At 54.1% G+C, this 25,983-nt stretch carries 19 protein-coding genes, 1 tRNA gene and 1 pseudogene; 9 read left to right on the plus strand and 12 right to left on the minus strand.

What is annotated here, in order from left to right; all coding sequences use genetic code 11:
* Window positions 1-114: 114 nt before the first annotated feature.
* The 3 genes from JX360_RS12915 to JX360_RS12925 all read left to right on the plus strand — a co-directional run bounded on the left by JX360_RS12915 (window position 115) and on the right by JX360_RS12925 (window position 2,293).
* Window positions 115-204: transfer RNA gene (locus JX360_RS12915), tRNA-Ser, on the plus strand.
* A gap of 51 nt (window positions 205-255) precedes the next feature.
* Window positions 256-1,014: a DUF92 domain-containing protein gene (locus JX360_RS12920; RefSeq protein ID WP_244351674.1), complete on the plus strand. Its 759-nt coding sequence runs from the start codon at window positions 256-258 to the stop codon at window positions 1,012-1,014.
* 67 nt (window positions 1,015-1,081) lie between these two features.
* Window positions 1,082-2,293, plus strand: a complete 1,212-nt coding sequence (locus JX360_RS12925) for a coiled-coil domain-containing protein (RefSeq protein ID WP_244351675.1) — start codon at window positions 1,082-1,084, stop codon at window positions 2,291-2,293.
* 11 nt (window positions 2,294-2,304) lie between these two features.
* On the opposite strand, the gene JX360_RS12930 is transcribed toward JX360_RS12925, so the two are convergent.
* Complete coding sequence (locus JX360_RS12930) at window positions 2,305-3,447, minus strand: AI-2E family transporter (protein WP_244351677.1); 1,143 nt, start codon at window positions 3,445-3,447, stop codon at window positions 2,305-2,307.
* Window positions 3,448-3,480: 33 nt separating this feature from the next.
* Window positions 3,481-4,257 carry an enoyl-ACP reductase FabI gene (fabI, locus tag JX360_RS12935; protein ID WP_244351688.1) on the minus strand — a complete coding sequence of 259 codons (777 nt, stop codon included), beginning with the start codon at window positions 4,255-4,257 and terminating at the stop codon, window positions 3,481-3,483.
* Window positions 4,258-4,399: 142 nt separating this feature from the next.
* Between fabI and JX360_RS12940 the strand changes: the two genes are divergently transcribed.
* The 3 genes from JX360_RS12940 (at window position 4,400) to JX360_RS12950 (ending at window position 10,369) form a co-directional block, all read left to right on the plus strand.
* Window positions 4,400-5,854: a response regulator gene (locus JX360_RS12940; protein WP_244351691.1), complete on the plus strand. Its 1,455-nt coding sequence runs from the start codon at window positions 4,400-4,402 to the stop codon at window positions 5,852-5,854.
* 82 nt (window positions 5,855-5,936) lie between these two features.
* Complete coding sequence (locus JX360_RS12945) at window positions 5,937-7,109, plus strand: RNA-guided endonuclease TnpB family protein (RefSeq protein WP_244351694.1); 1,173 nt, start codon at window positions 5,937-5,939, stop codon at window positions 7,107-7,109.
* Window positions 7,110-7,270: 161 nt separating this feature from the next.
* Window positions 7,271-10,369 (plus strand): PAS domain S-box protein, encoded by a 3,099-nt coding sequence (locus JX360_RS12950; RefSeq protein ID WP_244351706.1) that lies wholly within the window; start codon window positions 7,271-7,273, stop codon window positions 10,367-10,369.
* Window positions 10,370-10,420: 51 nt separating this feature from the next.
* On the opposite strand, the gene aspS is transcribed toward JX360_RS12950, so the two are convergent.
* Both aspS and JX360_RS12960 read right to left on the minus strand, forming a co-directional pair.
* Entirely contained in the window at window positions 10,421-12,226 is a 1,806-nt protein-coding gene (gene aspS / locus JX360_RS12955; protein ID WP_244351708.1) for an aspartate--tRNA ligase, read from the minus strand.
* A gap of 82 nt (window positions 12,227-12,308) precedes the next feature.
* Window positions 12,309-13,238, minus strand: coding sequence for a metal ABC transporter solute-binding protein, Zn/Mn family (locus JX360_RS12960; protein WP_244351710.1), 930 nt, complete (start codon window positions 13,236-13,238; stop codon window positions 12,309-12,311).
* 63 nt (window positions 13,239-13,301) lie between these two features.
* On the opposite strand from JX360_RS12960, the gene JX360_RS12965 reads away from it, so the two are divergent.
* Both JX360_RS12965 and JX360_RS12970 read left to right on the plus strand, forming a co-directional pair.
* Window positions 13,302-14,063, plus strand: coding sequence for a metal ABC transporter ATP-binding protein (locus JX360_RS12965; RefSeq protein ID WP_244351713.1), 762 nt, complete (start codon window positions 13,302-13,304; stop codon window positions 14,061-14,063).
* A 36-nt stretch (window positions 14,064-14,099) separates the two neighbouring features.
* On the plus strand, window positions 14,100-14,945 hold the full coding sequence (locus JX360_RS12970; RefSeq protein WP_244351715.1) for a metal ABC transporter permease: 846 nt from the start codon (window positions 14,100-14,102) through the stop codon (window positions 14,943-14,945).
* A gap of 77 nt (window positions 14,946-15,022) precedes the next feature.
* Here JX360_RS12970 and JX360_RS12975 read toward each other — a convergent pair whose 3' ends face one another.
* The 6 genes and pseudogenes from JX360_RS12975 to bchB all read right to left on the minus strand — a co-directional run bounded on the left by JX360_RS12975 (window position 15,023) and on the right by bchB (window position 21,548).
* On the minus strand, window positions 15,023-15,316 hold the full coding sequence (locus tag JX360_RS12975) for an RNA recognition motif domain-containing protein (RefSeq protein ID WP_244351718.1): 294 nt from the start codon (window positions 15,314-15,316) through the stop codon (window positions 15,023-15,025).
* Between the two features lie 215 nt (window positions 15,317-15,531).
* On the minus strand, window positions 15,532-16,311 hold the full coding sequence (rsmG, locus tag JX360_RS12980) for a 16S rRNA (guanine(527)-N(7))-methyltransferase RsmG (RefSeq protein ID WP_244351721.1): 780 nt from the start codon (window positions 16,309-16,311) through the stop codon (window positions 15,532-15,534).
* Window positions 16,308-17,327, minus strand: a complete 1,020-nt coding sequence (locus JX360_RS12985; RefSeq protein ID WP_244351732.1) for a hypothetical protein — start codon at window positions 17,325-17,327, stop codon at window positions 16,308-16,310. The genes rsmG and JX360_RS12985 overlap by 4 nt, the downstream gene beginning before the upstream one ends.
* Window positions 17,328-17,669: 342 nt before the next feature.
* A pseudogene (locus JX360_RS12990) lies at window positions 17,670-18,983 on the minus strand (AAA family ATPase); the annotation flags it as partial.
* 205 nt (window positions 18,984-19,188) lie between these two features.
* Complete coding sequence (locus tag JX360_RS12995) at window positions 19,189-19,896, minus strand: cyclic di-GMP-binding domain-containing protein, MshE-related (RefSeq protein WP_244351735.1); 708 nt, start codon at window positions 19,894-19,896, stop codon at window positions 19,189-19,191.
* Between the two features lie 119 nt (window positions 19,897-20,015).
* The gene (gene bchB, locus JX360_RS13000) at window positions 20,016-21,548 is read right to left on the minus strand and encodes a ferredoxin:protochlorophyllide reductase (ATP-dependent) subunit B (RefSeq protein ID WP_244351739.1); all 1,533 of its coding nucleotides are present in this window, start codon (window positions 21,546-21,548) and stop codon (window positions 20,016-20,018) included.
* Between the two features lie 602 nt (window positions 21,549-22,150).
* On the opposite strand from bchB, the gene JX360_RS13005 reads away from it, so the two are divergent.
* Window positions 22,151-22,456: a Mo-dependent nitrogenase C-terminal domain-containing protein gene (locus tag JX360_RS13005; RefSeq protein ID WP_244351742.1), complete on the plus strand. Its 306-nt coding sequence runs from the start codon at window positions 22,151-22,153 to the stop codon at window positions 22,454-22,456.
* Between the two features lie 168 nt (window positions 22,457-22,624).
* Here JX360_RS13005 and JX360_RS13010 read toward each other — a convergent pair whose 3' ends face one another.
* Together JX360_RS13010 and JX360_RS13015 are read right to left on the minus strand one after the other, a co-directional pair.
* On the minus strand, window positions 22,625-23,614 hold the full coding sequence (locus tag JX360_RS13010) for a methyltransferase domain-containing protein (protein ID WP_425244407.1): 990 nt from the start codon (window positions 23,612-23,614) through the stop codon (window positions 22,625-22,627).
* Window positions 23,615-23,832: 218 nt separating this feature from the next.
* Window positions 23,833-25,983: translocation/assembly module TamB domain-containing protein (locus JX360_RS13015; protein ID WP_244351760.1), on the minus strand; the 2,151-nt coding region annotated here is incomplete at its 5' end.

Below are 25,983 nucleotides of genomic sequence, written 5' to 3' on the forward strand. Positions count from 1 at the left end.
GATCCCATCTTCTACAATGGTTGAGCTACTCGCTGGGAGGCATCCCGGTTAGGGGCTTCTGTACCTGGTTTTGCGGAACTGTTTTGCCGAACTGGGACAAGCCTGAGCTTAACTGGAGAGGTGGCTGAGTGGTCGAAAGCGGCTTCCTGCTAAGAAGTTACGGGGTCAAAAGCTCCGTCGAGGGTTCGAATCCCTCCCTCTCCGTTCCAGTTACCAAATTAGCTCACTAACAGTCTCACCAATATCTATGGGCATATGTGGCAGGCGTGGCTCCTGAGTCAATGGGGTGTGGCTCTCTGGCTCAATCTTGCTCTGGTGTTGTTGGGCCTGTTGAGCCCGCAGAAAGCATTGACCCGAGCAGGGGTTATCCACGCGGGCATTCTTGGGCTGCTGGTTTGGGGGGGCCTAGGGGGGCGGGGGTATGGGGTAGTAGCGGCCTACTTTTTGATCGGAACAGCCGTGACTAAGCTTGGGCTCCGTCGCAAGCAAGACCAAGGGATTGCCGAAAAACGAGGTGGGGCGCGGGGGCCGGAAAATGTTTGGGGATCCGCCCTGACAGGGGCCATTTGTGCGGTGGGCTATACCCTTTTCCCACATCCGTTGTGGTGGCTGGGGTACAGTGCCAGTTTTGCTGCCAAGCTAGCCGATACGGTGAGCAGCGAGGTAGGGAAAGCCTATGGCCGCAAGACTTTTTTGATTACCACCTGGCAAGCCGTACCGGCAGGTACAGAAGGGGCGATTAGCCTAGAGGGATCCCTGGCGGGAGTCACAGCGGCAGCAGGACTTTCGGCATTGGCTTGGGGCATAGGTGGGGAATGGGTGGCAGCCAATCTACTGTGGTTGGGCATCTGCTGGCTGGCCGGGATCCTGGCGACCCTGGCGGAAAGTTGGATTGGGGTGGTGTTGCAACCTCGTATTGCCTGGCTGACCAATGAAGTCGTGAACGGCATTCAAACCAGCTTGGCAGCCCTTCTGGCAGTAGGACTGGGATCCCTTATGGGTATCGGACGATAAATAGGAACTTGCTAATTCGGCTCTGACCAGAATGTTAGGATCCAGGGTATTTCAACCTGCTCTGAGCATGACCCCTGAGCAAGAACAGTTGCTAACCGCCGCCATCCTTGAACTGAAGCAGAACTTCAATGTTTTGACGGAAAATCTGGCGCGGCAGGAAACTCGGCAAGACAGGGTAGAACAACTTCTGGCGCAGCAAGAAGCTCGACAAGAAACCCTCGAACAGATCCTAGCTCGGCAGGAAACTCGACAAGACAGGGTAGAACAACTTCTGGCGCAGCAAGAAGCTCGACAAGAAACTCTCGAACAGCTCCTGGCGCGGCAGGAAACTCGGCAAGACAGGCTAGAGGAACTCCTAGCTCGGCAGGAAACTCGACAAGACAGGGTAGAGGAACTCCTAGCTCGGCAAGAAACTCGGCAGGACAGGCTAGAAGAACTCCTGGCGCGGCAGGAAACTCGACAAGACAGGGTAGAGGAACTCCTAGCTCGGCAAGAAACTCGGCAGGACAGGCTAGAAGAACTCCTGGCGCGGCAGGAAACTCGGCAAGACAGGCTAGAGGAACTCCTAGCTCGGCAGGAAACTCGACAAGCAACCCTCGAACAGATCCTGGCGCGGCAGGAAACTCGGCAAGACAGGCTAGAGGAACTCCTAGCTCGGCAGGAAACTCGACAAGCAACCCTCGAACAGATCCTAGCTCGGCAAGAAACTCGGCAGGACAGGCTAGAAGAACTCCTGGCGCGGCAGGAAACTCGACAAGACAGGGTAGAGGAACTCCTAGCTCGGCAGGAAACTCGGCAAGACAGGCTAGAGGAACTCCTAGCTCGGCAAGAAACTCGGCAGGACAGGCTAGAAGAACTCCTGGCGCGGCAGGAAACTCGGCAGGACAGGCTAGAAGAACTCCTGGCGCGGCAGGAAACTCGGCAAGAAACTCTCGAACAGCTCTTGGCGCAGCAAGAAGCTCGACAAGACAGACTGGAGCACAACCAAGAGATACTGACGCAACTTCTGCAGCGGCTAGATGCCCGAGTGGATAACCTATCTCGCAGCCAAGCAGCCTTAGAGGAAGCGACACTGGCGGCACGACGAGGTCAGGAACTGCTTTTGGATCTCATGCTACAAGCCAATCGCACCCAAGAACGGCTGGCTCAACTGTTGGCGAACCAGGAACAACGCCTCAACCAGCACGACGAAACGCTTGTGCAGCTGGCGGAAACCATTCAAGAAATCCGCTCCTACATTCGCTTTGCCCGAGAAAATGGCCATCCCAACGGCGGATAGCTGGGCTGGGATCAAATCTTTTTGGTCTCGGGCTTAGTCAGACTGGGATCCCGGTAAAGTTCAACCTTGTTATCGCTATCAGCAGCACCTTTTGCACCAGAACTTAACCCACCCTCTGCGACTAAATCGGCAGAACGGGAGATCTCATAAATACTTTTCACCACACTGGTCAAGGGTATGGCGATAATCACTCCAAGGATGCCCCCCAGTTGTGCCCCTACCAAAAGAGCAATCAAAATCCACACTGGGTTCAAGCCGATCAACTCCCCCATTAAGCGTGGGGCGATCACCCGATCCTTTATCTGTTGCACAATCAAGGAAACCAGCACCACCTTCAGGCTCAACCATATATCCTGAAAAGCCAGCAACACCGCTGCTGCCCCAATGCCAATCACCCCGCCCACCAACGGGATCACCTCCAGCAAGCCGATCAATAGGCCAAATAGCAACCCAAAGGGCACTCGCAAAACGCCAAAAACCGGCACCAGCATCAGGGCCATGATGAACCCCAACACCAATTGGCTGATCAAGAAATTTTGAAAGCTCAAGGTCAGGGCTTCACCAATGCGGGGCCCCCAAGGTTGGGGAAAGAGGCTGAGCAGCCCATGCCAAAACTGCCCCCCATACAGCAACATATAGAGGGCCAAAACCAGCACCAGCACCAAATCAATCACCTGGTTAAAAGTACCCAAGAGAAGATCTAAAGATTGTCCGGCAATTTTCTCGGCACTGGCTTGCAGACGATTCAGGAGGGTATTCACCAGCTCCGTTTGGCCAAAAGGAAGATTGATATTCCGTTCGGCGGCCCAAAGGCTGATTTGATTCAGCCAATTTTGTAGCGTGTCTACCCAATCCGGGATCCGCGCCCCCAATTGAACCACTTGCTTGGCCAAAACCGGCACCACTGCAATCCCCACCAGCACCAGAAGAACCACTGACAGGGCAAAGACGAGAGTCACTGCCAAAGCCCGACTAACCCGGTAGCGCCGTAACACCTGCACCGGATAGTTCAGCAAAAAGGCCAGCACTGCTGCCGTCAAGATATTGGTGAGCAAATGCCCAAATAGCTGACCTACCCGTATGGCCAGCCAACCGCTAATCACGATCAAAATCCAGGTGAGCAGCAACCGCTGCAAAGGAGAAAAACGATTCATGCCGGAGTCAACTCACAAGGGATCCTGAGGATCCTAAAAACCAAGGATGCTGTAGCCACTGTCTACATAAAGAATCTGCCCAGTAATACCACTGGCCAGATCGCTACCCAGGAAGACGGCTGTATTGCCCACTTCCACCTGATCGATGTTACGCCGCAGGGGGGCTTTCTCCTCCACTGCCCGTAGCATGGCATGAAAATCAGAAATGGCTGAAGAGGCTAAGGTGCGAATCGGGCCAGCAGAAATGCCGTTGACTCGGATCCCGGCGGGGCCGAACTCGGCTGCTAGGTAGCGCACACAGGTTTCCAGGCCCGCTTTGGTCACGGCGGCCATGTTGTAGTTGGGTACTACCCGCACCCCTCCCAAGTAGGTCAGCGTCAGAACGCTGCTGCCAGATTTCAACAGGGGCTTGGCGGCACGGCAGAGAGCAATCAGGGAGTAGGTGCTCACATCCATGGCCAGAGCAAACCCATCCCGAGAAATGTTGCTAAAGTCGCCCGTTAATTCTTCTTTTTTCACAAAGGCTAGGCAATGAACCAAGATGTCGATCTGATCCCATTTTTGGCTAACGGCTTGAAACAGATCCGCAATCTGCTGATCACTTTGGACATCACAGGGGAGGAGAAAATCCGGTTGCAAGGGATCCGTGAGTTGTTGGACTTTGGTTTTGAAGCGATCCCGCTCATCGGGCAAATAGGTAACCCCTAAACGAGCCCCAGCTTTGTGCAACTGTTGGGCAATGCCCCAGGCGATGGAGCGTTCGTTGGCAATGCCAGTCACCAAGGCTTTTTTTCCGGTCAGATCTAACATAGGAAACAGAGACAGGGGGTATGCACTCTTCCATCCTCCCATAGGTGGGGGGTAAGAACTGGCCCAGGGATCCTTTCCTGCTGTCATCAGCACTCCTTCTCCACCCATCCAGGCATACTTGTCAGAGAATCTGCCCTCTGCTATGAAAATCCTTTTAATCGAAGATGATCCTGTACTGGCCGGTTGGATAGCCTCCGTACTGCGGCAAGAACGCTACACCTTAGAACGGGCAGAAGATGGCCAACTGGGGTACGAAATGGCCTTGGCCACGCAGCCGCAGTTGATGATTATCGACGTGGATATACCCGGACTGGACGGGATCCAACTGTGTCGAAAAATTCGCGCTCAGGGGATCTCCACCCCAATTTTGATCCTGACGGGCCTAGCTGCCGAGCAAGACAAAGTGCGGGGGCTGGATGCCGGGGCCGATGACTACCTGGTGAAGCCCTGTAGCACAATGGAGCTGCTGGCCCGTTTGCGAGTTCTGTTGCGACGGTGCACTCAACCCCCACAAATCCTGTTGCAGTGGGGGAAGCTCTGCCTCGATCCCGTACAGGCAACCGTCTACTACGATGGCACTCCTGTGGCACTGCGCCCGAAAGAATATCGCCTGTTGGAGCTGTTTTTGCGCTCTCCGCTACGCCTGTTCACCCGTGCCGAAATTATCGATCATCTTTGGTCTTTAGAAGATACTCCCCAAGAAGAGACCGTCAAAGCCCACATCAAGGGTCTACGCCAAGGATTGCGCAAAGCCGGTGCGCCTGCCGAACTGATTCAAGCCGTGTATGGGATGGGGTTTCGCCTCAACACTGAATATGGCCCTTCTCCAGTACAGGATCCCGCCACTAGCCCAGATGCAAATACCCTAAATACCCCCACCAAACCCCAAGCCCTGATCAGTACTGTCTGGCCGGAGTTCCATCCCAGACTGATGGCCCGCCTCAGCCAAATTGAAGCAGGGCTCATCGCTCTCGAACAAGCCGCCCTTACCCCAGAACTGCAAGCCCAAACCCGCAAAGCAGCGCACATGTTGGCCGGATCCCTGGGCACTTTTGGTCTGACAGCAGGTACAGAACTAGCCCGTCGTCTAGAGCAGTGGATTGATAGCCAACACCCTGATCCTCAAGAAGGCAGAACCCTCTGGCAAGCCCTGAAGAAAGAACTGGATACCACTCAGCCCCAAATCTCGAGCCCTACCCCCCATGCCCCAATGGATTCTCTGAGTCAAGCTCGTTTGCTGCTGGTGGATGATGACCCAGCCTATTTGCAAATCTTGGCCCACTTTCTCAAGGGTTTTCAGGTGGAGCTGCTGGCGGATCCCACCTTGTTTTGGCACTACCTAGAAACCTATTCGCCTCAGTTAGTGCTTCTGGATTGGGATATGCCACAGCAGTCTGGTCTGGATTTGTGCCAAGCTTTACGCCGCTCTCCTCGCTACCAACACTTGCCGACTCTCATGCTCACCTCCCACCAGGATCCAATCTTGATCGCTCAGGCTTTTGACTGTGGCGTGGATGATTTTATCAGCAAGCCCGTGACCCAAGTGGAGTTGGTAGCCCGAATTAGCAATCGTCTGCGTCGTCATTACGGGGAATAGCGTAAAGCCCCCGGTTTCTAACCGGGGGATATAAGCGCACAGACTGAATTTATTCAGCAACAGAAACAGTACAATAGTCTGCATGAAACGGGTCACCACCACACTCAAGCTCAAGTTTCTTGATCTCAACGCGGTCAAAGCGGAGATGTTGGCCCAGACGGTTTGGGCGACAACCGCACTGGCAAACGAGCTGCTGCGCATGAGTCCGAAGGAACGCAAAGCCTTGACCACCGCCAAAGTGGTGACACCGCTCAAGTCTGCCCTCTCCAACCAGGTGATTCGTGTCCTGAAGGGGAAGGCAGGTCAGCGGGCTAAACACTTCAAGGTGTTCTGGCCAGAGGTCAACAACCAAAACTGGAAGCTGCACAAAGTAGGCAGCACCTACTCAGTGAGCTTCCCCACAATTCAGGGTGACAAGCGGGTTCCCCTTGAGGTTAGCAGTTCCTACTATGCTGAACGCCTTGAGCGCATCTTGGCTGAGCAGGATTGTGAACGGGGAACCTTGAAGCTGATGCAAATACGTGGGGTTTGGTATGCCGTTCTATCTATCACTTGGGAAGTTCCCGAAGTGAAGAGTACAGAGCGGCTGGGTGTTGACCGGGGGCAGAACCGTTTGGCGGTGGCGGCCACCCGTTGGGGTCGGGCGGTGTTTTTTGGGGGTGGAGAGGTAGCCTATCGTCGTCGTCGTTTCCAGAAGCGTCGTGCCCAGTTGCAACAGGCGGGTAAATACCGAGCACTCAAGCGACTGGAGCGCAAAGAAGCCCGTTGGATGAGGGCAGTCAACCACACCGTTAGCCGCCGCATTGTGCGGTTTGCCAATGCGGTAAATGCGGATGTGTGGATGGAAGACCTATCGGGTATCCGCCAATCCAGACAGAGCCAGAAGGCGCGTTCGGATGCCGGGAAATCGCGCCATACCTGGTCGTACTACGACCTGGAGTGGAAGGTTGCCTACAAGCTGGAGATGGCGGGTAGGACGCTGCATAAACGTCCTGCTGCCTACACATCCAAAACCGACCACAGGACAGGATTGATTGGGAAAAGGAGTGGGCATTTGTTCACCGGGCAGGACGGGTATTGCTGTGATGCCGACTGGAATGCCGCAATGAACCTAGCCCAGTGGGACGGGTTTTCGTGTCCTTTGAGTCTAAAAGAAGCCCTGCCCGTAATAGGTAGGGTCGGCTCAGGGGATGGGGTAGTTGGCAATCCCCTGAACTCCATGAATACCTTGCAGTCTAAGGTTGCAAGGGGCTAGAAGGGAGAATCCCCCGGTTTCTAACCGGGGGAGTGTCAACCCTTTCCTTCCCCTTTTGAACTGTAAGATCCACAGGATGTTGAGAATGGCCTCAGGATGGTCTGCCCAGAAGAGGGTTAATGAGCCTACCCTTGGGCACTGCGATTGTAAGGATGGTACCAGTGGCTGAATTGCCGAAACCTTGGCCGCAATTTCCCATTCGTTGGGTTCTGGTTGTGCCTTTTGTGGTGCAACTCACGGCAACGATTGGTTACACAACGTGGTTTAGTATTCAACAAGGGCAACGCAATGCCGAAAATCTGGTTGCAGAATTGGCCCAAGAAATCACCAATAGTGTGGGGGAGCACGTTAAGGCTTTTGCCGAAAAACCCTTTTTGATGCTGCGGCTGAATGAGGCTGTGTTCAATCAGGGTCTTTTGAATCCTGAGGAGGTTGAACAGCTACGGCCTTTTTTCTGGCAGCAGGTGCAATCGGATCTTTTCTTGAATACGTTATATTTGGGCAGTTCCTCAGGCAATTTTTTGTTGGTTGAGGGTGCCCCAGGTTTTCTCTTGCATCGCCGGGATCCCTCCACAAATAACCTCAGAGAAATTTGGCGTGTCGATGAGAACGGGATCCCGATTGAACTGCTCAGAACCGACAACTTTGACCCACGCCTACGCCCTTGGTACCAGGCTGCTCTGAAGGCTGGAACGGCAACCTGGTCACCCATTTACGTCTATGCAGCGGATCCCGTCCTGGGGATTACCGCAACCTTACCCCTTCGGGATAGAAGAGGAATGTGGCAAGGAGTCTTGGGTATTGATTTGACCTTGTCTCAGATCTCTGAATTTCTCAAAGGTTTACAAGTAGAAAAGTCTGGCCAGAGCTTTATTGTGGAGCGCAGTGGTGAGTTGGTGGCAACTTCTACAGAAGAAGTGCCCTTTATTCGCACCCCAGGTGGGCAGGAGCGGTTGCCAGCAGCCCAAAGTACAGATCCACTCGTTCGTGCAGCAACACAGGCTATCGAAAGAGAATGGAACGGTTTCTCGGATATTTTTTCTCTACAAACTACTTTTCAACAAACAGCTGATGGGGATCCATTTTTCTTGCAAGTCACCCCGATTCAGGATGCACAAGGTTTGGATTGGTTGCTAGTGGTGATGATCCCGGAGGCGGATTTTGCCGAAGCCATTCGAGCCAGTACACGCCCGATTCTGATGCTCAGCTTGCTAGCAACAGGGATCTCCGTTGTCATGGGTGTTGTCATTTATCGCTGGCTCAGTCAGCCTATCTGCTCCCTGACAAAGCAGACGCAACGTTTGATGGAGGGAGAGTTGGGTCAGCCCATTCCTGCAGGTTGGATTCAGGAACTGAATGTATTGGCTCACACATTCAACCAAATGAGCTTGGTGGTGACGGGATCCCTGCATGAGCTACAGCAAACCAATCAACGCATCGAGCAGCAAATTCTGGAGCGGACAGAGGCCTTGCGCCAGAGTGAAGAAAAGTTCCGGAGTATTTTCGATTATGCCCCGATTGGTATGGTGTTGATAACTCCAGAACTTCCGCCTCAGTTTTTGCAGGCGAATCAGGCTGCTCTCGATTTGCTAGGGATTTCAGCAGAAGACTTGAAGACTTTACACTGGGAAGATTACAATCTGCCGGAATATCTTGAGGTGACCCGAGAGAATTGGCAGCGGTTAATTGAGGGATCCCTTCAGTTTGTAGACTACGAGAAAGTCTATCATCATTGTAATGGTTCCCTAATAAATGTTCAGGTTCGCAATTTTGCTATTCGAGATCAACAGGGATCCCCGAAACTTATTGTTTCTTTCGCAGAAGATATTTCTGAACGCAAGCGAGCCCAAATCTCTTTACAAGAAAGCGAGCAGCGATTTCGAGGTATTTTTGAGAATGCTCCTTTAGGTATTGTGATCATGAAATATGATCCAACACCACAATATTTGTTTGCCAACCCATTAGCCTGCCAAGAAAGTGGCTACACCTTAGAAGAAATTCAACGGCTTGGAACAGAAGTACACACCCTAGAGGAAGATTTAGAAAGATCGAAAGCTTTATGGAAATCCCTCATTTCTGGGGAACGGGAAAAATTCACCTACGAGCGACGGTTTCGACGAAAGGACGGATCCCTAATTTGGGTAAGTTTTCATGTGTTTACCGTCCGAGATAAACAAGGTGAGCCTGCTTTTGTGGTATCCTTTAGCGAAAATATTAGCGAGCGCAAACTAGCAGAAGAACAACTGGCTCGTTTGGCTGCAATTGTAGAATTTTCTGTGGATGCAATTTTTAGCACCGATCTACAAGGGGTGGTGACCAGTTGGAACCGAGGAGCTGAACATCTTTATGGATACTCTGCCGCAGAGGCAATAGGGATCCCGATCCAGAGCTTAATTTTGGGTGAAGAGCTGAATCTGGATCCCGATCATGTTGAAGATGCTCGCGAAACAGTACATCGCAATCGACTTGGGGAACGCCTGGAGGTTTTTCTGTCGGTGTCTCCTATTTGCAATTCTCAAGGAGATTGGATAGGTTTTTCTTGGATCGTCCGTGATATCCGCGAAAAGCGGGAATTGGAGCGTATGAAAAGGGAGTTTGTTTCGATAGTGAGCCATGAACTTAGAACTCCCCTCACAGCAATTCATGGATCCCTGACAGCGCTTAACACTGGCAAACTGGGATCCCTTTCTCCGGCTGGGGAACGCCTACTTCAAATTGCTGAGCAAAGTACGACTCGATTGATCAAACTGATTAACGATATTCTCGACTTAGAGCGCTTGGAATCTGGGAAAGTCAGCCTTAACCTCCAGATTTGTCCTATCGAGGAAGTTCTAGCCCGCTCTATCGAAACGGTTCAAATGGTGGCTGAGCAAGGCAATATCCAGATTCACTGTGAAGCACAACCCAGTTTACAGGTACAAGGGGATCCCGATCTTTTAATCCAAGTGTTCACCAATTTGCTTAGCAACGCCATTAAATTCTCTCCTCCATCGGGACAAATTTGGGTTGCTGCAGAATCCATAAATCAACAGGTTCATATCCGCGTTCAAGATCAAGGGCGAGGGATCCCTGTCGATAAACTAGAACACATCTTCGAGCGCTTCCAGCAAGTTGATGCTTCCGATGCTCGAAAAAAAGGAGGATCTGGACTGGGCCTAGCGATTTGCCGGCTTATTGTTCAGCAGCATGGTGGCCGTATTTGGGCTGAAAGTGAACTGGAGAAAGGTAGCATCTTTCATGTTCTCCTTCCTCTTTCTTGAGTTTACATGCCATGTATTCAACTCAGTAGGTTGAAAGCGTTTTTTCTACTTCTACTCGGACTGATAGGTAGAAGCAACGTATAACTCCTTCAGTTGCTTACTCTCAACCTCTGAGGGTGCCCCTGTCAGCAAGCATTTCGCCAGCTGAGTTTTCGGGAAAGCAATCACATCCCGAATCGAGTCTTCACCGGCCAAGAGCATCACCAACCGATCAATGCCATAGGCAATGCCCCCATGGGGAGGTGTGCCATATTCAAAAGCTTCCAGTAAAAAGCCAAATTTTTCGCGGGCTTGTTCCGGGGTGAGGCCAATTGCTTGAAACACCTGCTCCTGAATCTGCCGCTGGTAAATCCGCAGGGATCCGCCGCCCACCTCAATACCGTTCCACACCAAGTCATAGGCTTGGGCCCGCGCTGTTTTTAAGTCGGCCAAATCGTCGGGATGAGGTGCCGTAAAGGGGTGGTGGAGGGCTTCGAGGCGATTTTCTTCTGCATTGAACTCAAACATGGGGAAATCGGTAACCCAAAGCAAATTGAGGGCATGTTCCGGAATAAGCCCCAATTCGTGGCCCAAATGCAATCTCAGTCGGTTCAAGGACTCATTCACAATAGCGGTAGGGCCTGCACCAAATAGCAATAAGTCTCCCGGTTTGGCTGCGGTTAGGGAAAGTAATTTCTGCTCCTGTTCTGGACTGAGGCTCTCTTTCAGAGCACCAATGGTGTCTAGACTATCGGGCCGTACCCGAATGAAGGCTAAGCCACCCGCACCGTATTGAGTGACCAGTTTGAACAGATCCCCACCGGGTTTGATCCGGGTATTGGAGATTTTTTCATCCCCACCCGGTACGGGCAAAATCTTGATTGAGCCGCCCTCTGCCAAGACCTTAGAAAAGACCTTAAACCGGGATCCCTGAAACAACTCCGAAACATCCACCAGTTCCATGCCAAAGCGGGTATCTGGCTTATCGGATCCATAGCGGGCCATGGCTTCTGCATAGGTCAACCGTGGAAAGGGACGGGGTAAATCAATGCCCTTAACGGTCTTGAAGATGTGGCAGACCAACTGTTCGTTCAGTTCCAGGATCCCTTCTTGATCCAAAAAGCTCATCTCCATATCCAGTTGGGTGAACTCCGGCTGCCGATCCGCCCGCAGATCTTCATCCCGGAAACAGCGGGCAATTTGGTAGTAGCGATCCAACCCAGCCACCATCAGGAGCTGCTTAAAAAGCTGGGGGGATTGAGGCAGAGCAAACCACTCACCAGGGTTAACCCGGCTGGGCACCAAGTAATCTCGGGCTCCTTCTGGGGTAGAACGGGTCAGGATTGGGGTTTCCACCTCCACAAACCCAGCCTCATCCTCCAAAAAGCGGCGAATTGCCTTAATCACCTGATGGCGCAATTGCAGGTTGCGAGACATGCGTTCCCGGCGCAAATCCAGGTAGCGATAGCGCAGGCGAATTTCTTCCCGCACATCCTCTGCGTCTTCTCCCGAAACACTGAAGGGGATCTGCTTGCTGACCCGACTGAGAATCTCCAGCTGTTCTGCATAGATTTCAACTTCCCCCGTTGCCAGACGGGGATTCAAGGAATCGGTGGGCCGTTTTTGAACTACCCCCGTTACCCGTACCACGTATTCATTGCGCACTTCCCCAGCCAGAGGGTAAGACTGCGGGGTTTTTTGGGGATCGGCCACCAACTGCACCACGCCAGAGCGATCCCGCAAATCCAGGAAAATTACTCCCCCATGATCGCGGCGGCGGTCGATCCAGCCGTAAAGGGTCACGGTTTTGCCAATATGGGCAGAGCGCACTTCTCCACAATACAGAGAGCGAGCCGGGCGACGGATGGCAGAGGACATGGAGGAAAGGGGATGACGAAAGGCTGATTTCCCATCATACAAAACTCGGTTCCCTTGCCTGGGATCCCTTAGGATTGAATGCTCAATTCGGGGATCCACCCAAGGCATTCACAATCGTCAGCGTATTCAGGCGCATCATCTCCAGATAGGTTTCAGCCCCGCTACCGGGTTCCCCCAACGAGTCTGAGTACAACTCCTGTTCGGCTACCTGTACCCCAGCTTCGGCAGCAACCGTTTGAATCAGGGCCGGGTTGATGGTGGTTTCGGCGAAAATGGCCGGTACCTGCAGAGCGCGAATCTCTCGCACCAGTTGGGCTACGGTTTGGGCGCTGGGCTGTTCTTCGGTACTGATGCCGATCAGAGATCCCCCCATAGTCAGCCCATAGGTTTGGGTGTAGTAGGCAAAGGCATCATGGGTGGTGACCAAAACCCGGTTGGGGGGGGGGATGGTTTGAATTTGCTGAATAATCCAGGTGTGTAATGCCTCCAGTTCTGCTTGATAGGCGGCGGCGTTGGCCTGAAAAAAGGCAGCCTCCGTTGGGGCTAGTTGGGTGAGTTCCTGGCGAATCTGCTCCACCATCGTGATGACGTTTTCTACATTGCCCCACACATGCGGGTCGGGGGTCGGGATCCCGTTCTCCGCAGTCACAATCGGGTCAATCTTCTCAGCCAAAGGGATCCGTCGCGCCTGCTGGGCGGTGGCGTTGATCAGCCGGATCAGGCCCGGCTCCAGGTTATAGCCGTTGTAGAACACCAGTTCCGCCTGCTCTAGGGCCACCCCATCGGCAGGCACCGGCTCGTACACATGGGGATCCACCCCCGGCTGCAGGAGGCTGGTGAGCTGGATGCGATCTTGGCCGACTTGCTCCACCCAATCGGCGATCAGAGTCGTGGTCGCCACCACGCGGGGACGAGCCCAGGCAGAGCCCGAAAAAACCAGGATCCCGCCTACCACCCAACAGCAACGGCCACCCAAGCGCCGCAGCCAGAGCATGAAAGCATTGCTTTTCATAATTGTTTCATTATTTGGCAACCCCCATAGTGTACACTGGGCTTAGCAGAAAATGAAATCAAAATGAAAGAGCAACCCACCCCAATCCGTCTTCATTCAGCGAGGGGATCCCTCTCGGTGCAGGATCTGTCAGTGCGCTACGGCAGCTCCAGGGTGTTGCGGGGGGTGAGCTGTGAGATTCGACCGGGAGGGATAACCGGCATCCTCGGGCCGAACGGAGCCGGCAAGAGTACTTTTCTGAAGGGGATCCTTGGCTTAGTGCCTGTGGAAACAGGGGTGGTGCGCTACAAGGGACAAAATCTTAGATCTGAGCAAGTCGCCTACCTGCCGCAGCGGTCGCTGATTGACTGGACGTTTCCCGCCACGGTTTGGGATGTGGTGTTGATGGGGCGGGTGAAGCCCACCGGCTGGTTGCGCCGTATTGGTCGGCAGGGGCGGCAGCGGGCGGCTCAAGCTCTAGAGCGGGTGGGTATGCAGGACTACCGGGATCGACCGATTGGCCAGTTGTCGGGGGGGCAACAGCAACGGGTGTTTTTGGCCCGGGCTTTGGCTCAGGAAGCAGAGATCTACGCCCTCGATGAACCCTTCGCCGGGATCGATCACCCCAGCGAGGCGATTCTGTTTCAGGTGTTACGGGAGCTGGCGGATTCCGGGCACGTCGTCATGGTGGTGCATCATGATCTGGGGCAGGCGCTGACCTATTTCGATGAAGTGCTGCTGTTAAACCAAGTGGTGATCGCCCAGGGATCCCCGGCTCAGGTTCTACAGCCACACCTGTTGCAGCAGGCTTATGGTCACTCCATGACTTTGGATTTGGCCGCCTAACCCAATCCACACCCCAGCACTCTTCCAAAAGCTTCCATGGAATTCCTTTGGCACAGCCTGATGGATCCCCTCCGTTTTGCCTTCATGCAGCGGTCATTGCTGGTGGCCGTGGCGGTTGGGATCCTCTGTGCGGTGGTGGGCAGTTACCTACTGGTGCAGAGCATGGCCCTGCTGGGGGATGCCATCAGCCATTCCCTGCTGCCGGGTTTGGCCCTGGCCTATATGTTTGGCCTGAATCTCTTTGTCGGGGCGTTTGTGGCAGGGGTGCTCAGTGCCCTGTTGATCCAGTGGATTCGTTCCGCTAGCCCCATTAAAGCGGATGCCGCCATGGGGATCGTCTTTTCCGCCTTTTTTGCCCTCGGCATTGTTTTGATCACGCTGATCCAACGGCGGGCCCGTATCGATCTGAATCATTTTCTCTTCGGTAACATCCTCGGGGTGAGCGCTGCCGATGTGCTGACGGTGGTGGCCATTGCCCTGTTGGTGCTGGCTTTGGTGGCTCTCTTTTTTAAGGAACTCACCTTCTATAGCTTTGATCCCCTGGGGGCCAAGGCGGCGGGTTTGCCCACCGCCCAGCTGGGGTGGGGGTTGATGGTGCTCACCTCCCTGACTTTGGTGGCCAGCATGAAAGCTGTGGGAGTGCTGTTGGTGTTGGCGATGTTGATCACCCCAGCGGCTACAGCCTATCTGCTGGTGCCTCAACTGCAACAGGTGATGTTGCTGGGATCCCTATTTGGGGTGAGTGCCAGCTTAATCGGTATGTATGCCAGTTACTACCTGAATATTGCCTCTGGCCCGGCCATCGTCTTGGTGGCCTCCTTCTGGTTTGGGTTGGCTTTTCTGGGCAGAGTACTGGGCAAAGTGTTTATGCACTCACGCTGAAAACCAGGGATTGCACCTTCGGGATCCCTGGTTCAAGGCTTTCTGAGGAAGTGGGAATAAGCTACGGCTAGGCCGGTTTACATCCGGGGAGAGCGGCTATCCCGACCGCCACCGCCTCCAGCACCTGCTTGACGAGGCAATGCTTTGTTGACCCGCAGATCCCGTCCCATCCATGTGGCTCCATCCAACTCATCGATGGCCTTTTGCTCATCGGCTTCGTCTTCCAGTTCCACAAAGGCAAATCCCCGCTTTCGACCGGTTTCACGATCGACAGGTAACTTAATCTGCTTGACAGCACCATACTCAGCGAACACGAGTCGCAGGTCTTCTTCGCTGGCCTTAAAGGACAGATTACCCACAAAAATGGTCATGATGTAGCGAATCTCCGAACCTTACCCTTTACCCTTTAGCGTTCAGTTCGGAAACTCACCTGGTCAGGACACCCGTTAAATCCGAACTTGATGCCAACCACATCTTAGTCCCCCTATTGACGTTTGCAAACCCACCCATTCAAGGTCTTTTTTAAGGGTTTAAGAACCCATTTGTACAGAGCACAACCGGGTACCCAAGCCAGGGATCCAAGCCTTTAGGTTGAAGGCTTACTTTGCCCAAGCGGTTGGCGTTTGGGAATGCCAGGAGAGCGAGGATAGATGGCCGGAGTAGGGGCAATTTTTTCCAGAAGCAGGCAGTGACGTACCCCTTGGCTGAGGGGCGTGGTAAACGCTTCCACCTGAGCCAACGTTCCCCCCAAAGGTTTAAGGGCTTGTCGCAGGGTTTGGGCTTCCGCCTCTGTCCAGTAGCCCCGGTAGAGGATGGCCCGTCCACCCACCTTCAACAGCGGTAGGCAATATTCAGCGCAAATTTCAGCCGCAGCCAAGGCTCTGGCTAAGGCCACGTCGTAGCTACCCCGTTCCTGTCGGGTTTGCCCCCAAACTTCTGCCCGCTGAGCCACCGCCCTAGCCTGATTGAGGGAGAGCTTTTGCAGTGTGTCTCGAACAAAGGCAATTTTGCGCTGGGTGCTATCCAGCAGCGTAAAAGAGCTTCGGGGTAGGGCAATTTGGGCCGGGATCCCTGGGAAACCTGCACCAGTACCGATGTCAATGCCTCGCCAAGTTTGAGATTGCAGGGTATCCCAATCCCCTAACAGGGTTAATCCCCGTAGAGAATCCCACAGATGTTTCTCCCAAAAGTCCACAGGGTTCGTAATGCGGGTTAAGTTTTGGGTTTGGTTTCCGGCCATCACCAGCGGATAAAGCTGTTGCAATTGCTGCTGCTGGAGAGGGGACGGCTGCCAACCCAGATCAAGAGGCCAACGTTCCCACAAAGATTGTGGGGAATCCGACGGGGAGGGTTCTGCCTCCGTCATCCCAGGGATCCCAGCCATCGTCCCGATTTCACCCGCACCGGAATGGCTTGATCGGCCCAGCCCTTCAGTTCTTGGGTCAGACCCTGTAGAGAGCGATCCGTACCCAGCAGTTCCTGGTTCAAAGAAACCAGCTCTTGTAAATCCAGCTCTCGCCAACCCGCCCAATCTTCTGCTAGCAAATTGATTGGTTGGGGCTGAGCCTGCAGCGGTTGATGGGCTTCCAACTCCAGTTCCACATCCAATAGAACCTTCTCTAGCCGTTCGACCCGTTCTTGCATTTGCGCCAACAGACCCGATAGCTGCTGACAACACTGATGCACCTGCTGGGCATAAGCCCGCAACGGCCAGGTCAGGGGTAGCAAAGATTCTGAGAACAACTGCAGCAGGTGCTGAGCTTCCATCTCCTCCAATTGCAGGTCTTGCCAAATGGCGTGATAGAGACGGAGCGAGTGGCGACAGGTTTCCAGCCGTTGGTAGCAGGGCTGCAAAACGGATCCCCGCAGCTCTTGCAGATAATCGGTCCATAGCTGGCCCGCCTCCACCATCCACCCCGGTCGGATAAGAATCCACCCCTGGGCCAAAAGCCAGCTGATCAACAGACCTGCCAACAGTTGCGGTTTTTGCCGAACCAAAAGGGGCATGAGGTGCTCTCCCCACACTGCCAGCCCCAGCCAGATGAGAGCCGCCAGAGCCAGGTGGGGCAAGCTGATCATTTGGGCCAACAGGTGGGTCGAACGCCGGGATCCTTGTCCTGAGGCAGGAGCGAGCCACTGCTGACGCAGTATCCAGATCAGCCCTGCGCCCAAACTATAAAGTCCTCCCCCCAACAACGGGATCAACACCAGCCACCAAGTTTGCCCAGCCCACTGCCGAGGCGAGAGTCCCTCACAACGGATCAAATACAAAGCCAGCAAAGCGAGAACCAAAACCCACCCCTGTTGTCGTTTAAGGCGGCGGGTGAGCTGACGACGGCGGCGATACAAGTAGGTTTGAAAGGACTCGGCAGCAATGAGCATGGAAAGATGGTCTTGATGGGATCCCTGCTGACATAGGTCTTACTCCTGATCATAGGATAGTGCGCCCTTTGCTACAGGAGAGCGCCCACAAGAGCAGCTCTGGGCTAGGGGGTGAGGCCAGGTCGGCCCCACCGACACTAGTCATCTAGCACGGGGTTAATCCCCTTCGCGACAGCGGTGCGGAGCACCCTAGCACGGTTGAAATGGGCTAGGGACACCACCGTTGTTGTTGCAAACCTGCGTTTACTGTTGGGTTGGCGCAGCCTGCCGTAGGCATCGTTGCTACGCAACGCTAATGCTACGCGACACGCGACTGCGGAGCATGAAAAGGGCCTATTCAGGCTGGATGGCTCGGCGCTTGAGAACCTGATTCCGAATTTTGCCTTCGTAACCCTGATCGGAAGGTTGATAAAAATGGGATCCCTGTAAATGGTCGGGTAGGTATTGTTGAGGGACCCAGTGTTCTCGAAAAGCGTGAGGATAGCGGTACCCTGACCCATGCCCTAAGCCTTTTTGATCTCGATTGCTATCTTTTAGGTGATTGGGCACTTCACCAGAATACGTTTGTTCAACAGCACGCAGGGCCTCAAAAAAGCCTAAAACACTGTTGGATTTGGGGGCTGTGGCCAAGTAGAGCGCCGCATGAGCCAAGGCATAATGCCCTTCCGGCAAACCCACCCGATCAAACGTGGCAGCACAGGCATTCACCACTACAATCGCTTGCGGATCGGCTAACCCGACATCTTCACTGGCCAAAATTCCCATACGACGGAATAAAAAACGAGGATCTTCCCCCGCATGAATCATCCGTGCCAGCCAATACAAAGCAGCATCAGGATCGGATCCGCGCACACTTTTAATGAAGGCGCTGATGCTATCAAAGTGGGCATCTCCATCACGGTCGTACAATAAGGCCCTTTGTTGAATGGAATCTTCCGCCACTGCCAAGGTGATGTGAACCACGCCCTCGGAATTGGGATCCGTGGTTTCTACCGCCAGTTCCAGGGCATTGAGCAAAGCACGGGCATCCCCATTGGCAACATTCACCCAATGCTCCAGGGCTGCAGGTTCCACCTGGACTTGACGTGCGCCATAACCCCGTTCCGGATCCTGGAGAGCCTGTTGAGCAATAAGGGTCAGATCCTCGGGGGTAAGGGTCTTCAGTTGAAACAATCGGGAGCGGCTCACCAAAGCAGCATTGACTTCAAAATAAGGATTCTCAGTAGTGGCTCCAATTAAAATGACCGTGCCGTTTTCCACCCAAGGTAAGAGAGCATCCTGCTGCGATTTGTTGAAGCGATGCACCTCATCTACAAACAAAATGGTGCGCTGGCCATACAATCGCAATCGTTCTTGGGCTTCATCGATGGCGGCTCGAATCTCTTTGATCCCAGCCAAGACAGCATTGATGGCGATGAAATGAGCGCGAGTTTGATTGGCAATAATCTGAGCTAGAGTTGTCTTTCCGGTTCCGGGTGGGCCAAAGAAAATGAGGGATGACAGTTGATCCGCTTGGATGGCGCGTCGCAACAACCGCCCTTCCCCCAAAATGGCTTCCTGACCCACAAATTCATCCAGGGTGCGGGGGCGCATTCGTGCGGCTAAAGGGGCTTGCTTTTCCCGCTGCTGAGCAGCTTGATACTCGAACAAATCCATAATGCCCTTAATGTAAAACCCCCATTTATAAGGTTATGAAGAGGGTTGATCTTTCTGCAGTGGTTGAACCCATTGTTGATGTTCTAAAGTCTGGACCCCAGATTGCAAAGGTTGCAACACTGAGTTGATATCTTCCCGAAGCGTGGCGTCGATATTTAGCCACAAACCAGGGGAAAAACGACTTTTCATGGTTTGAGCGGATGAATTACTCTAACAATTCCCGCAAATCGCTATCTTCCAATAGCTCATCCAATAAATGCTCGCTGGCAGCATCCCACTCCTCCTGGATGGAGTACCCATCTACTTTCAAACCGGAGAAGAAGGTTTCTTTAGATTTGGAAGATTTGGCTTGGAATAGGGTTGGAGAGGGAAACTGCGTGGGCGGAGCCGTACGGCGGAAGGGATTCAACCCACTGCGGGTACGGCGATCAGCATGGGGAGGAATGGCTGCTGGAGGCTGTGTAGGCCGTTGCGCTGAGGGGGCGTTGGTGCGGATGGGTACGGAAGGGATCCGCTCCGAACGGGTAATGTAGCGGGATAAATCCTCATCGGGCGGGGGGGGAGGTTCTGTTGCCGAGGTCAGGGGTTTAGGCACAGTGGCGGGATCCCTCGGGGAAGGGTCGGGCTGAAAGTCCACGGGCGGAGCGACTGGAGGGATTGTACTGGGGGATTGCTCTTCACTGGTGCGCGGCAAGATCAAGTGATCGAGAAAAAAGGTGATGGTTTCCGGTTTAATCCAGCCCCGAGCCACCAAGACCTCACCGAACAAAAGCCCGGAATACTTTTGATCCATCAGCGCCACCTGGATCTGCCCTTCATTCAAAAGGCCCGCTTGTTTTAGAACTTGCCCGATTGGTTGCTTCTCAGGTACTTTAGGTGGCGAGCCTGGCTCATTGGGTAGATCAGCACTCATGATTCGGGATCCCTCCAGAAATTGAGAAACAGCACCCTTCTGCCTCCCACTCTATCCGCAAGCACTCAATCTGCGCTCCGATGGAGTGATCATCCGTGGTCATGGCATGGAAGGTTAACTCAAGCCCCAACGGCCTCCTTGGCAGCGTACATCACCTCCACACTGATCTCAGTCAATCCCCGTTCGCGGGCAAATTTCTCAGTATTGCGTTTCACCTTACCCCGCACAAAACCGGGCACCTTATTCAGTTCCGCTTGTGCTTCTCGTGTCCAGTTGATGTCAGAGTCGGCACTTAAGCCTTTGTGAATCACTTCTTTGGTGTCGTGGCCCCCGAAGATCTCCAGCAGGTGATCCTCCATGCCGAGGGTGAAGGAGTTGTAGATCAAGTCGGTGATTTGGTTGGTGCCTTCGTAGCCCAAAAAGGGTTTATAGCCAATCGGGAAATCCTGCACATGAATGGGGGCAGAGATCACGCCACAGGGGGTGTGCAGCCGCTTACCGACATGGCGTTCCATCTGAGTGCCAAAAATCGCTGCCGGTTCCGCCTGGGCAATGGCATCCCCAACGCGGGTGTGATCATCGGTGATCAAAATTTGATCACAATACTGGCCAACCTCCGCTTGGAACCACTCCGCATCGTACGTGCAATAGCTACCCGCCCACACGACATGGATCCCCATCTCACGGGCCAAAATTTTGGTGATGGCTGCGGCGTGGGTGGAATCCCCAAAGACCACTGCTTTTTTGCCGGTTAGGTTTTGACAGTCGATGGAGCGAGAGAACCAAGCTGCCTGAGAAACATGTAGGGTTTGCTCCTGGATATAGGGTTCATAATCGACCGGGATCCCTTGCTCATTCAGGATTTTTTGGATCTGACGGATGAAGCGGGCGGTTTCCACCACCCCCATCGGGGTCACCTCAATCGCGGGTGTGCCAAACTGCTCCTGCAAATAGCGAGCCGCCATCGGTCCCAGTTCGCGGTAGGGCACCACATTAAACCAGGCTCGGCCCAGGTGCTTCAGGTCGTGTACGCTGGCTCCTTCCGGGATCACCAAATTGAGGTCAATTCCCAAATCCCGCAACAACACCTTCAGTTCCCGCAGGTCGTGGGCATTGTGAAACCCAAGGCTGGAAATGCCGAGAATGTTACAGGAGGGGCGTTCCGTCTTTTGGGGTGAGTCGCTCAGTTCCCCATTTTTCCGAGCTTTGTTGATGTAGAACTCGACAATCTGCTTCAGGGTGCGATCCGCGGCTTGCAGCTCGTTGACGCGGTAGTGGTTAACATCCGCCAACAACACATCGGAGCGACTCAGCAATTGCGCTTGTTGAACAAAGTGGTTCAAATCTTCCTGCAGGATGCTGGAGGTACAGGTGGGGGTGACAACAATTAAATCCGGGTGTTCTTCTTTGTCTTTGCGGGTGATGTTGTTGATGACTTTTGCGTCGGATCCCCGCGCCAATACATGCCGATCAACAACGCTGGTGGTGACGGGGGTAAAGTCACGCTCCCGCTCCAACATGGATCGCATCACATTGAAATAGTCATCTCCGAGGGGAGCATGCATAATGCTATGAACGTTTTTGAACGAGCTAGCCACCCTGAGGGTGCCAATGTGGGCGGGGCCAGCATACATCCAATAGGCCAATTTCATAGGGAGGCTCCCAAGCAAGGGGTTAGAACTGGGATCCCGGCTGGAATCTCTCTTGGAATTCTAGAACGTCGCTTCGCTGGGATTGGGCAATCGTTATCCTCCGTAACGCTCGCATTACACCAGCTTTGATCAAAAGAAAACTTCTCCCTAAGCGAGTCAAGGCAACCGAAACTGCTGGTATCTGCCTGGTTTTAGGTCAGAGATAAGTTTTATAACAGATTATAACAGAAATAGGGAAAGTCAGCTTAGAGTCTATCGCTTGACCCATCCCTCTAGCCAAAGCGCCGGTGACCGAGAGCGCTGAGGAGGTAATTTTTGTAGTTATCGTTACACATTAACTTTTGAAGACAAAATGTGTAGCTCTACAACGTTGGTCGGAGATTTTGTTTTACACAAGCCAGTTTTCGGTTGGGGGAGGCAAACTAAGAGAGGGGATGTAGCCAATGTTTCCCTTGATACAGAAGATCGATTGATTTCGTACGTAGTGACTAACCAGTTTAGAAGGAGTGGTGCTCCTTCAGGGTGTGAGGTGAAGACCTATGAGTTCCGCAACAATTTCCTCGCAATGTGCTCGCAAAGCTCCTCGGGAGCTGACAGTTTCCATGACTTCCTTGCGCCTCAAACCTACGGCCCGCCTGCGCGACTGGTTGCAGGCCCCGTTACGACCCTTTCAAGCTTCTATCGACAACTTCAAAATCCGGGATCCCCGCTTGGCTCACTGGGTTTGTCGGTGGATCCCGGCTCAATGTCCCTTTGAGCGAGATGTGGTGCTGTTCGGCCATAAGGTAATGCATATTCCCCCTATGTGCAAGCTCAACCCTCTGTACGACCAAATGATGGGCTTACGCTTTCGGGCTTTGTCGTTTCTGGCTGAGCGAGGGGAAGATATAACCCCCTACTTGCAGTAGGAACGGGATCCCTCACCTCAAGAACAGTGAAGCCGGGATCCGCAGCCTAGTCTCTAGGGATCCAGGCTTTCACCCTAGGGCTGGAATGCGGGCGACACCCCCCTTTTTGAGTGGGCGCTCTGCCTAAGGTAGGATGCTGTCGGGTTTATTGGCGTAAGAGTTCCCTACCTATTGAGAGGTTGCCACGCCGGCTGAAACTTCGGTAGCCAGAGGAGAAGCTGCCGCTCGAACAGCGCGAAACATCCCAAACCGGCACAAGCCGACTCCAAAGGCCAAGCGCATCAGCAACAGCGTCGGCACTTCCCGGATAGACTTCAGAAAGCCCGCCAGGCCAAAGCGCAGAAACCCTTGGGGCCGCCGGATCCCTTGCCAAATCGAATCCAGCCAAGAGGGCAATGTCGGTTCCGTCCAGTCGGCGGTGATCACCTCACCTTCCACCCATCCGGTTGCAGCCAATAGTTCTGCAAAGCCTTCAATGCTGGCAAAGGCAGGGTGAGACCACTGATCCAACAGTTGTCGCATCACCAGACGTTCCCATCCATTCAGCGGTTTTTGCCGGTCATCCCGTTGGTTCCAATCCGCGACCACCAGGATGCCCCCCGGTTTGAGCACCCGCAGCAACTCTCTGGCAAACAGAGCTTTATCTGGCATGTGGGGACCGGCTTCGATCGACCAAACCACATCAAAACTACCGTCTGGGAAAGACATGGCCAGGGCATCTTCCACCAGAAATTGCACATCCAAACCGGTTGGTGTCAGTTCTTGCGCCCGCTTCACCTGTTGGGGGCTAATCGTGATCCCCGTTACGGAAAAGCCGTAGTCCTGGGCCAAGATGCGGCTGCTCCCCCCAATGCCACACCCCACATCCAACACCCGGGTTCCGGCAGGCAGTTGATCCAACCCAGCCCAGCGCACCATTTCGTGGACAAAATCCACTTTAGCCTTCAAGAAGTCTTTGGGTTGCGGCGGGGATCCGTAGTGGCCCAGATGAATGTGTTCTCCCCAGTAAAACTCCAGGATGCCGTCTTCGGTCCATTGGTCATAGGAGTTGGCCACCGAATCCGCCGATCGGTAGGGGCGAGCGCTGAGTAGATAGAGTCCAATGCCCGCCAACAGCAGCAAACCCAGCAGGCTTAATCCCCAACCCAGCACCATCATCGCCATTCCTCAATCTTGTGGTCAGTGATTTGGTATTCTGTCCAGCTTCTGCCCAATACATTTACCCAATACATTCTGCCTAACCCCAGGGATCCACCCCGCGAGTTCCAACAGATGAACGCATCCATAAGGATTCCTTGCCTCACCGAGGTCGTTACAAAACTTAGGATAGGATTGCATTGTAGCCTTGAATGAACCGATCCCAGGGAAGGATCCCTTTAGAAGCGGGTCTCAAATTCTACGGAAATGACATTATTACCCTCTAGATCGGTACTGGCACGGGTGAGAGTTTGCTCATTCAGTCGATAGCGGGTGCTGTAGCGGGTGGGCTGGAAGGAATCCGTCAGGTTCCGCTGCACTGACACCGACAGGGCGGGGCCGAGATCTTTGGCCACTTCCAGAGCCAGTCCCACCGAGGAGCGATTGGGGGCGCGAGTATCGATTTGCGGGACAGGGCTGAGACGAATTTCATCCAGGCCCAAGGTATCCCCCAAGGCTTCTTGCAAGTCGTTCAGAAGCGCAGTTCCCGCCAAGCCCGCCACCCCCACTTCCGCATTCAGACGGGCCAAAGCCGTTCCCCCCAGGAGGGCGACAATCTCTTCCGGCGAGCGGCTGGGGCTGCTGGAGAGGGCCAAAATGCCATTGCGGGGATCGGCTTCCCCCAACTCGCTGGCCCGCCCATTCACCGTGGCAAAAATGTCGATGCTCTGCTGGGATCCCAAGACATTGCGGTTGGTGTCAAAGGGGGAAATATCTTGTGGGAAGCGGTAAACCTCGGTAGCTTGAGTTACCAAGCGCAAATCCAAAAAGGGATCCAACCCATTGTCCAGATCAAAGATGGCGGTGTTACGACGGGAGCGATCCAGGCGAAAGGCCGCTATAGGCAGGGCAACACGGCCTCGATCCAAGGTGATGGTGCCCGCTGGGCGCAGATCTTGGGGTGTACCGAACAGGCGCAGGTTACCGGAAGCGGTGAATTCAAACAGGTTGCGACGTACAACTTGGATGCCGGATCCCAGAGTCAGTTCCAGTCCGTTTAGGCGCGGTTGCCAGGGGGGCGGATCCGAGGGGATCCCTGGCACTGCTGGGGTCTCCCCATTGCGGGGGCTGACATCCACAATCCCCTCCGACACCTGCAGGCGGCCCTCGATCAGCGGTTGCAAAAGCAAGCCCGCCACCACCACTTCCCCTTCCAGTTGGCCACTGTAGAGATTGGGCAAGGTGAGGTTGATCCCCTGCAGTTGCAGGCTCAAGGGTTGGAACCCTTCCCCCGATTGCAAGGCCCCGCGGGAGTTGATGGGCAAAATGCCATTGGCCAAGAGGGATCCCTGGCTAAATTGCCCGCTCAGCTGCTGCACCTCCAGTTGGTTGAGGTTAAAGGCAATCTGGCCATTCAGGTCGGTAATTGGTTCCGGCAAGGCGGCAAAGCTGAGGATCCCGTCGCTGACGCTGAGGTTTCCCCGCAAACTGGGTTCTCGCAAAGTACCTTGAATGGCTAGCTCCAGTTGACTTTGTCCCCCTTCCCAGCGCACTTGATCGGTAAAGAGGTTGATCAGCCGCAAACCGCCATTTTGGGCTTGTAAAGTGAGATCGATCTGGTCGGATTCGGCCCGCACTTCCGCAAACGGCAGGGTGTAGGGCACTAGGCCAACCATGCGGATCGGTTCGTCCCCATTGGCCAAGAGAGTGCTATTGAAGCGCAACTGCCCTTGGTTGTAGTCAAATTGGCCCCCCACCTCCCGCAGTGGCACTTGGTTGATCTGGGCGTTCAACACTGTCAGGGATCCGGTGGCATGGGGATCCCGCAGGTTGCCCGCCAATTCCACATCCAGGTTCAGATCCCCCTCCAGCTCCAGCTCATCTGGCAAAAAGCGATCCACCAAGGCCAAGGGCAACCCTTGAATTTGCAGGGATCCCGACTGTTCGTTCAGGCCCAAGGTACCGGAGAAGCTGGCCTGTCGTTCTCCACTGCGCAGCAGCAGCGGTTCCAAGACCACAGCTCCATCGGCAAAACTACCACTGGCGGAGAGGGTATCGACCCCAAATTCTTCCGCTTGCCAATTCTGACCCTCCAGTTGAAAGCTGACGCTAGGCTGACTTAACTCACCAGCAAGGGTGACACTGGCCTGAAACTCACCCCGCAAGCTGCTAGGGGGTGGGATCAAGGGATCCATGCGGCTGGCCAACGTTTCCAGGTGGGTGGCCAACACCTGGGCATAGTACTGCAGCTGCTCCACCAAAGGGTGTTCGGGCAAGCCTACCGGTTCGCTCTCCAACACAGATGCAGGGCGCAAGGGGGGCAACTGCAACCCACGACGGGTGAGATCGCTCCATTGCCGCCACTTAAAAGTAGAGATGATATCTTCCAG

Source organism: Thermostichus vulcanus str. 'Rupite' (assembly GCF_022848905.1).
GTDB classification, from domain to species: Bacteria; Cyanobacteriota; Cyanobacteriia; order Thermostichales; family Thermostichaceae; genus Thermostichus; species Thermostichus vulcanus_A.

Excerpts from the sequence above, each read along its gene's own strand:
- JX360_RS12920 (WP_244351674.1), top strand. The coding sequence starts at position 256 with ATGTGGCAGGCGTGGCTCCTGAGTCAATGGGGTGTGGCTCTCTGGCTC.
- JX360_RS12945 (WP_244351694.1), top strand. The coding sequence starts at position 5,937 with ATGAAACGGGTCACCACCACACTCAAGCTCAAGTTTCTTGATCTCAAC.
- rsmG (WP_244351721.1), bottom strand. The coding sequence starts at position 16,311 with ATGACGGAGGCAGAACCCTCCCCGTCGGATTCCCCACAATCTTTGTGG.
- aspS (WP_244351708.1), bottom strand. The coding sequence starts at position 12,226 with ATGTCCTCTGCCATCCGTCGCCCGGCTCGCTCTCTGTATTGTGGAGAA.
- JX360_RS12925 (WP_244351675.1), top strand. The coding sequence starts at position 1,082 with ATGACCCCTGAGCAAGAACAGTTGCTAACCGCCGCCATCCTTGAACTG.
- JX360_RS12965 (WP_244351713.1), top strand. The coding sequence starts at position 13,302 with ATGAAAGAGCAACCCACCCCAATCCGTCTTCATTCAGCGAGGGGATCC.
- JX360_RS12930 (WP_244351677.1), bottom strand. The coding sequence starts at position 3,447 with ATGAATCGTTTTTCTCCTTTGCAGCGGTTGCTGCTCACCTGGATTTTG.
- bchB (WP_244351739.1), bottom strand. The coding sequence starts at position 21,548 with ATGAAATTGGCCTATTGGATGTATGCTGGCCCCGCCCACATTGGCACC.
- JX360_RS12985 (WP_244351732.1), bottom strand. The coding sequence starts at position 17,327 with ATGCTCATTGCTGCCGAGTCCTTTCAAACCTACTTGTATCGCCGCCGT.
- JX360_RS12940 (WP_244351691.1), top strand. The coding sequence starts at position 4,400 with ATGAAAATCCTTTTAATCGAAGATGATCCTGTACTGGCCGGTTGGATA.
- JX360_RS12995 (WP_244351735.1), bottom strand. The coding sequence starts at position 19,896 with ATGAGTGCTGATCTACCCAATGAGCCAGGCTCGCCACCTAAAGTACCT.
- JX360_RS13005 (WP_244351742.1), top strand. The coding sequence starts at position 22,151 with ATGACTTCCTTGCGCCTCAAACCTACGGCCCGCCTGCGCGACTGGTTG.
- fabI (WP_244351688.1), bottom strand. The coding sequence starts at position 4,257 with ATGTTAGATCTGACCGGAAAAAAAGCCTTGGTGACTGGCATTGCCAAC.
- JX360_RS12960 (WP_244351710.1), bottom strand. The coding sequence starts at position 13,238 with ATGAAAAGCAATGCTTTCATGCTCTGGCTGCGGCGCTTGGGTGGCCGT.
- JX360_RS12970 (WP_244351715.1), top strand. The coding sequence starts at position 14,100 with ATGGAATTCCTTTGGCACAGCCTGATGGATCCCCTCCGTTTTGCCTTC.
- JX360_RS13010 (WP_425244407.1), bottom strand. The coding sequence starts at position 23,614 with ATGATGGTGCTGGGTTGGGGATTAAGCCTGCTGGGTTTGCTGCTGTTG.
- JX360_RS12975 (WP_244351718.1), bottom strand. The coding sequence starts at position 15,316 with ATGACCATTTTTGTGGGTAATCTGTCCTTTAAGGCCAGCGAAGAAGAC.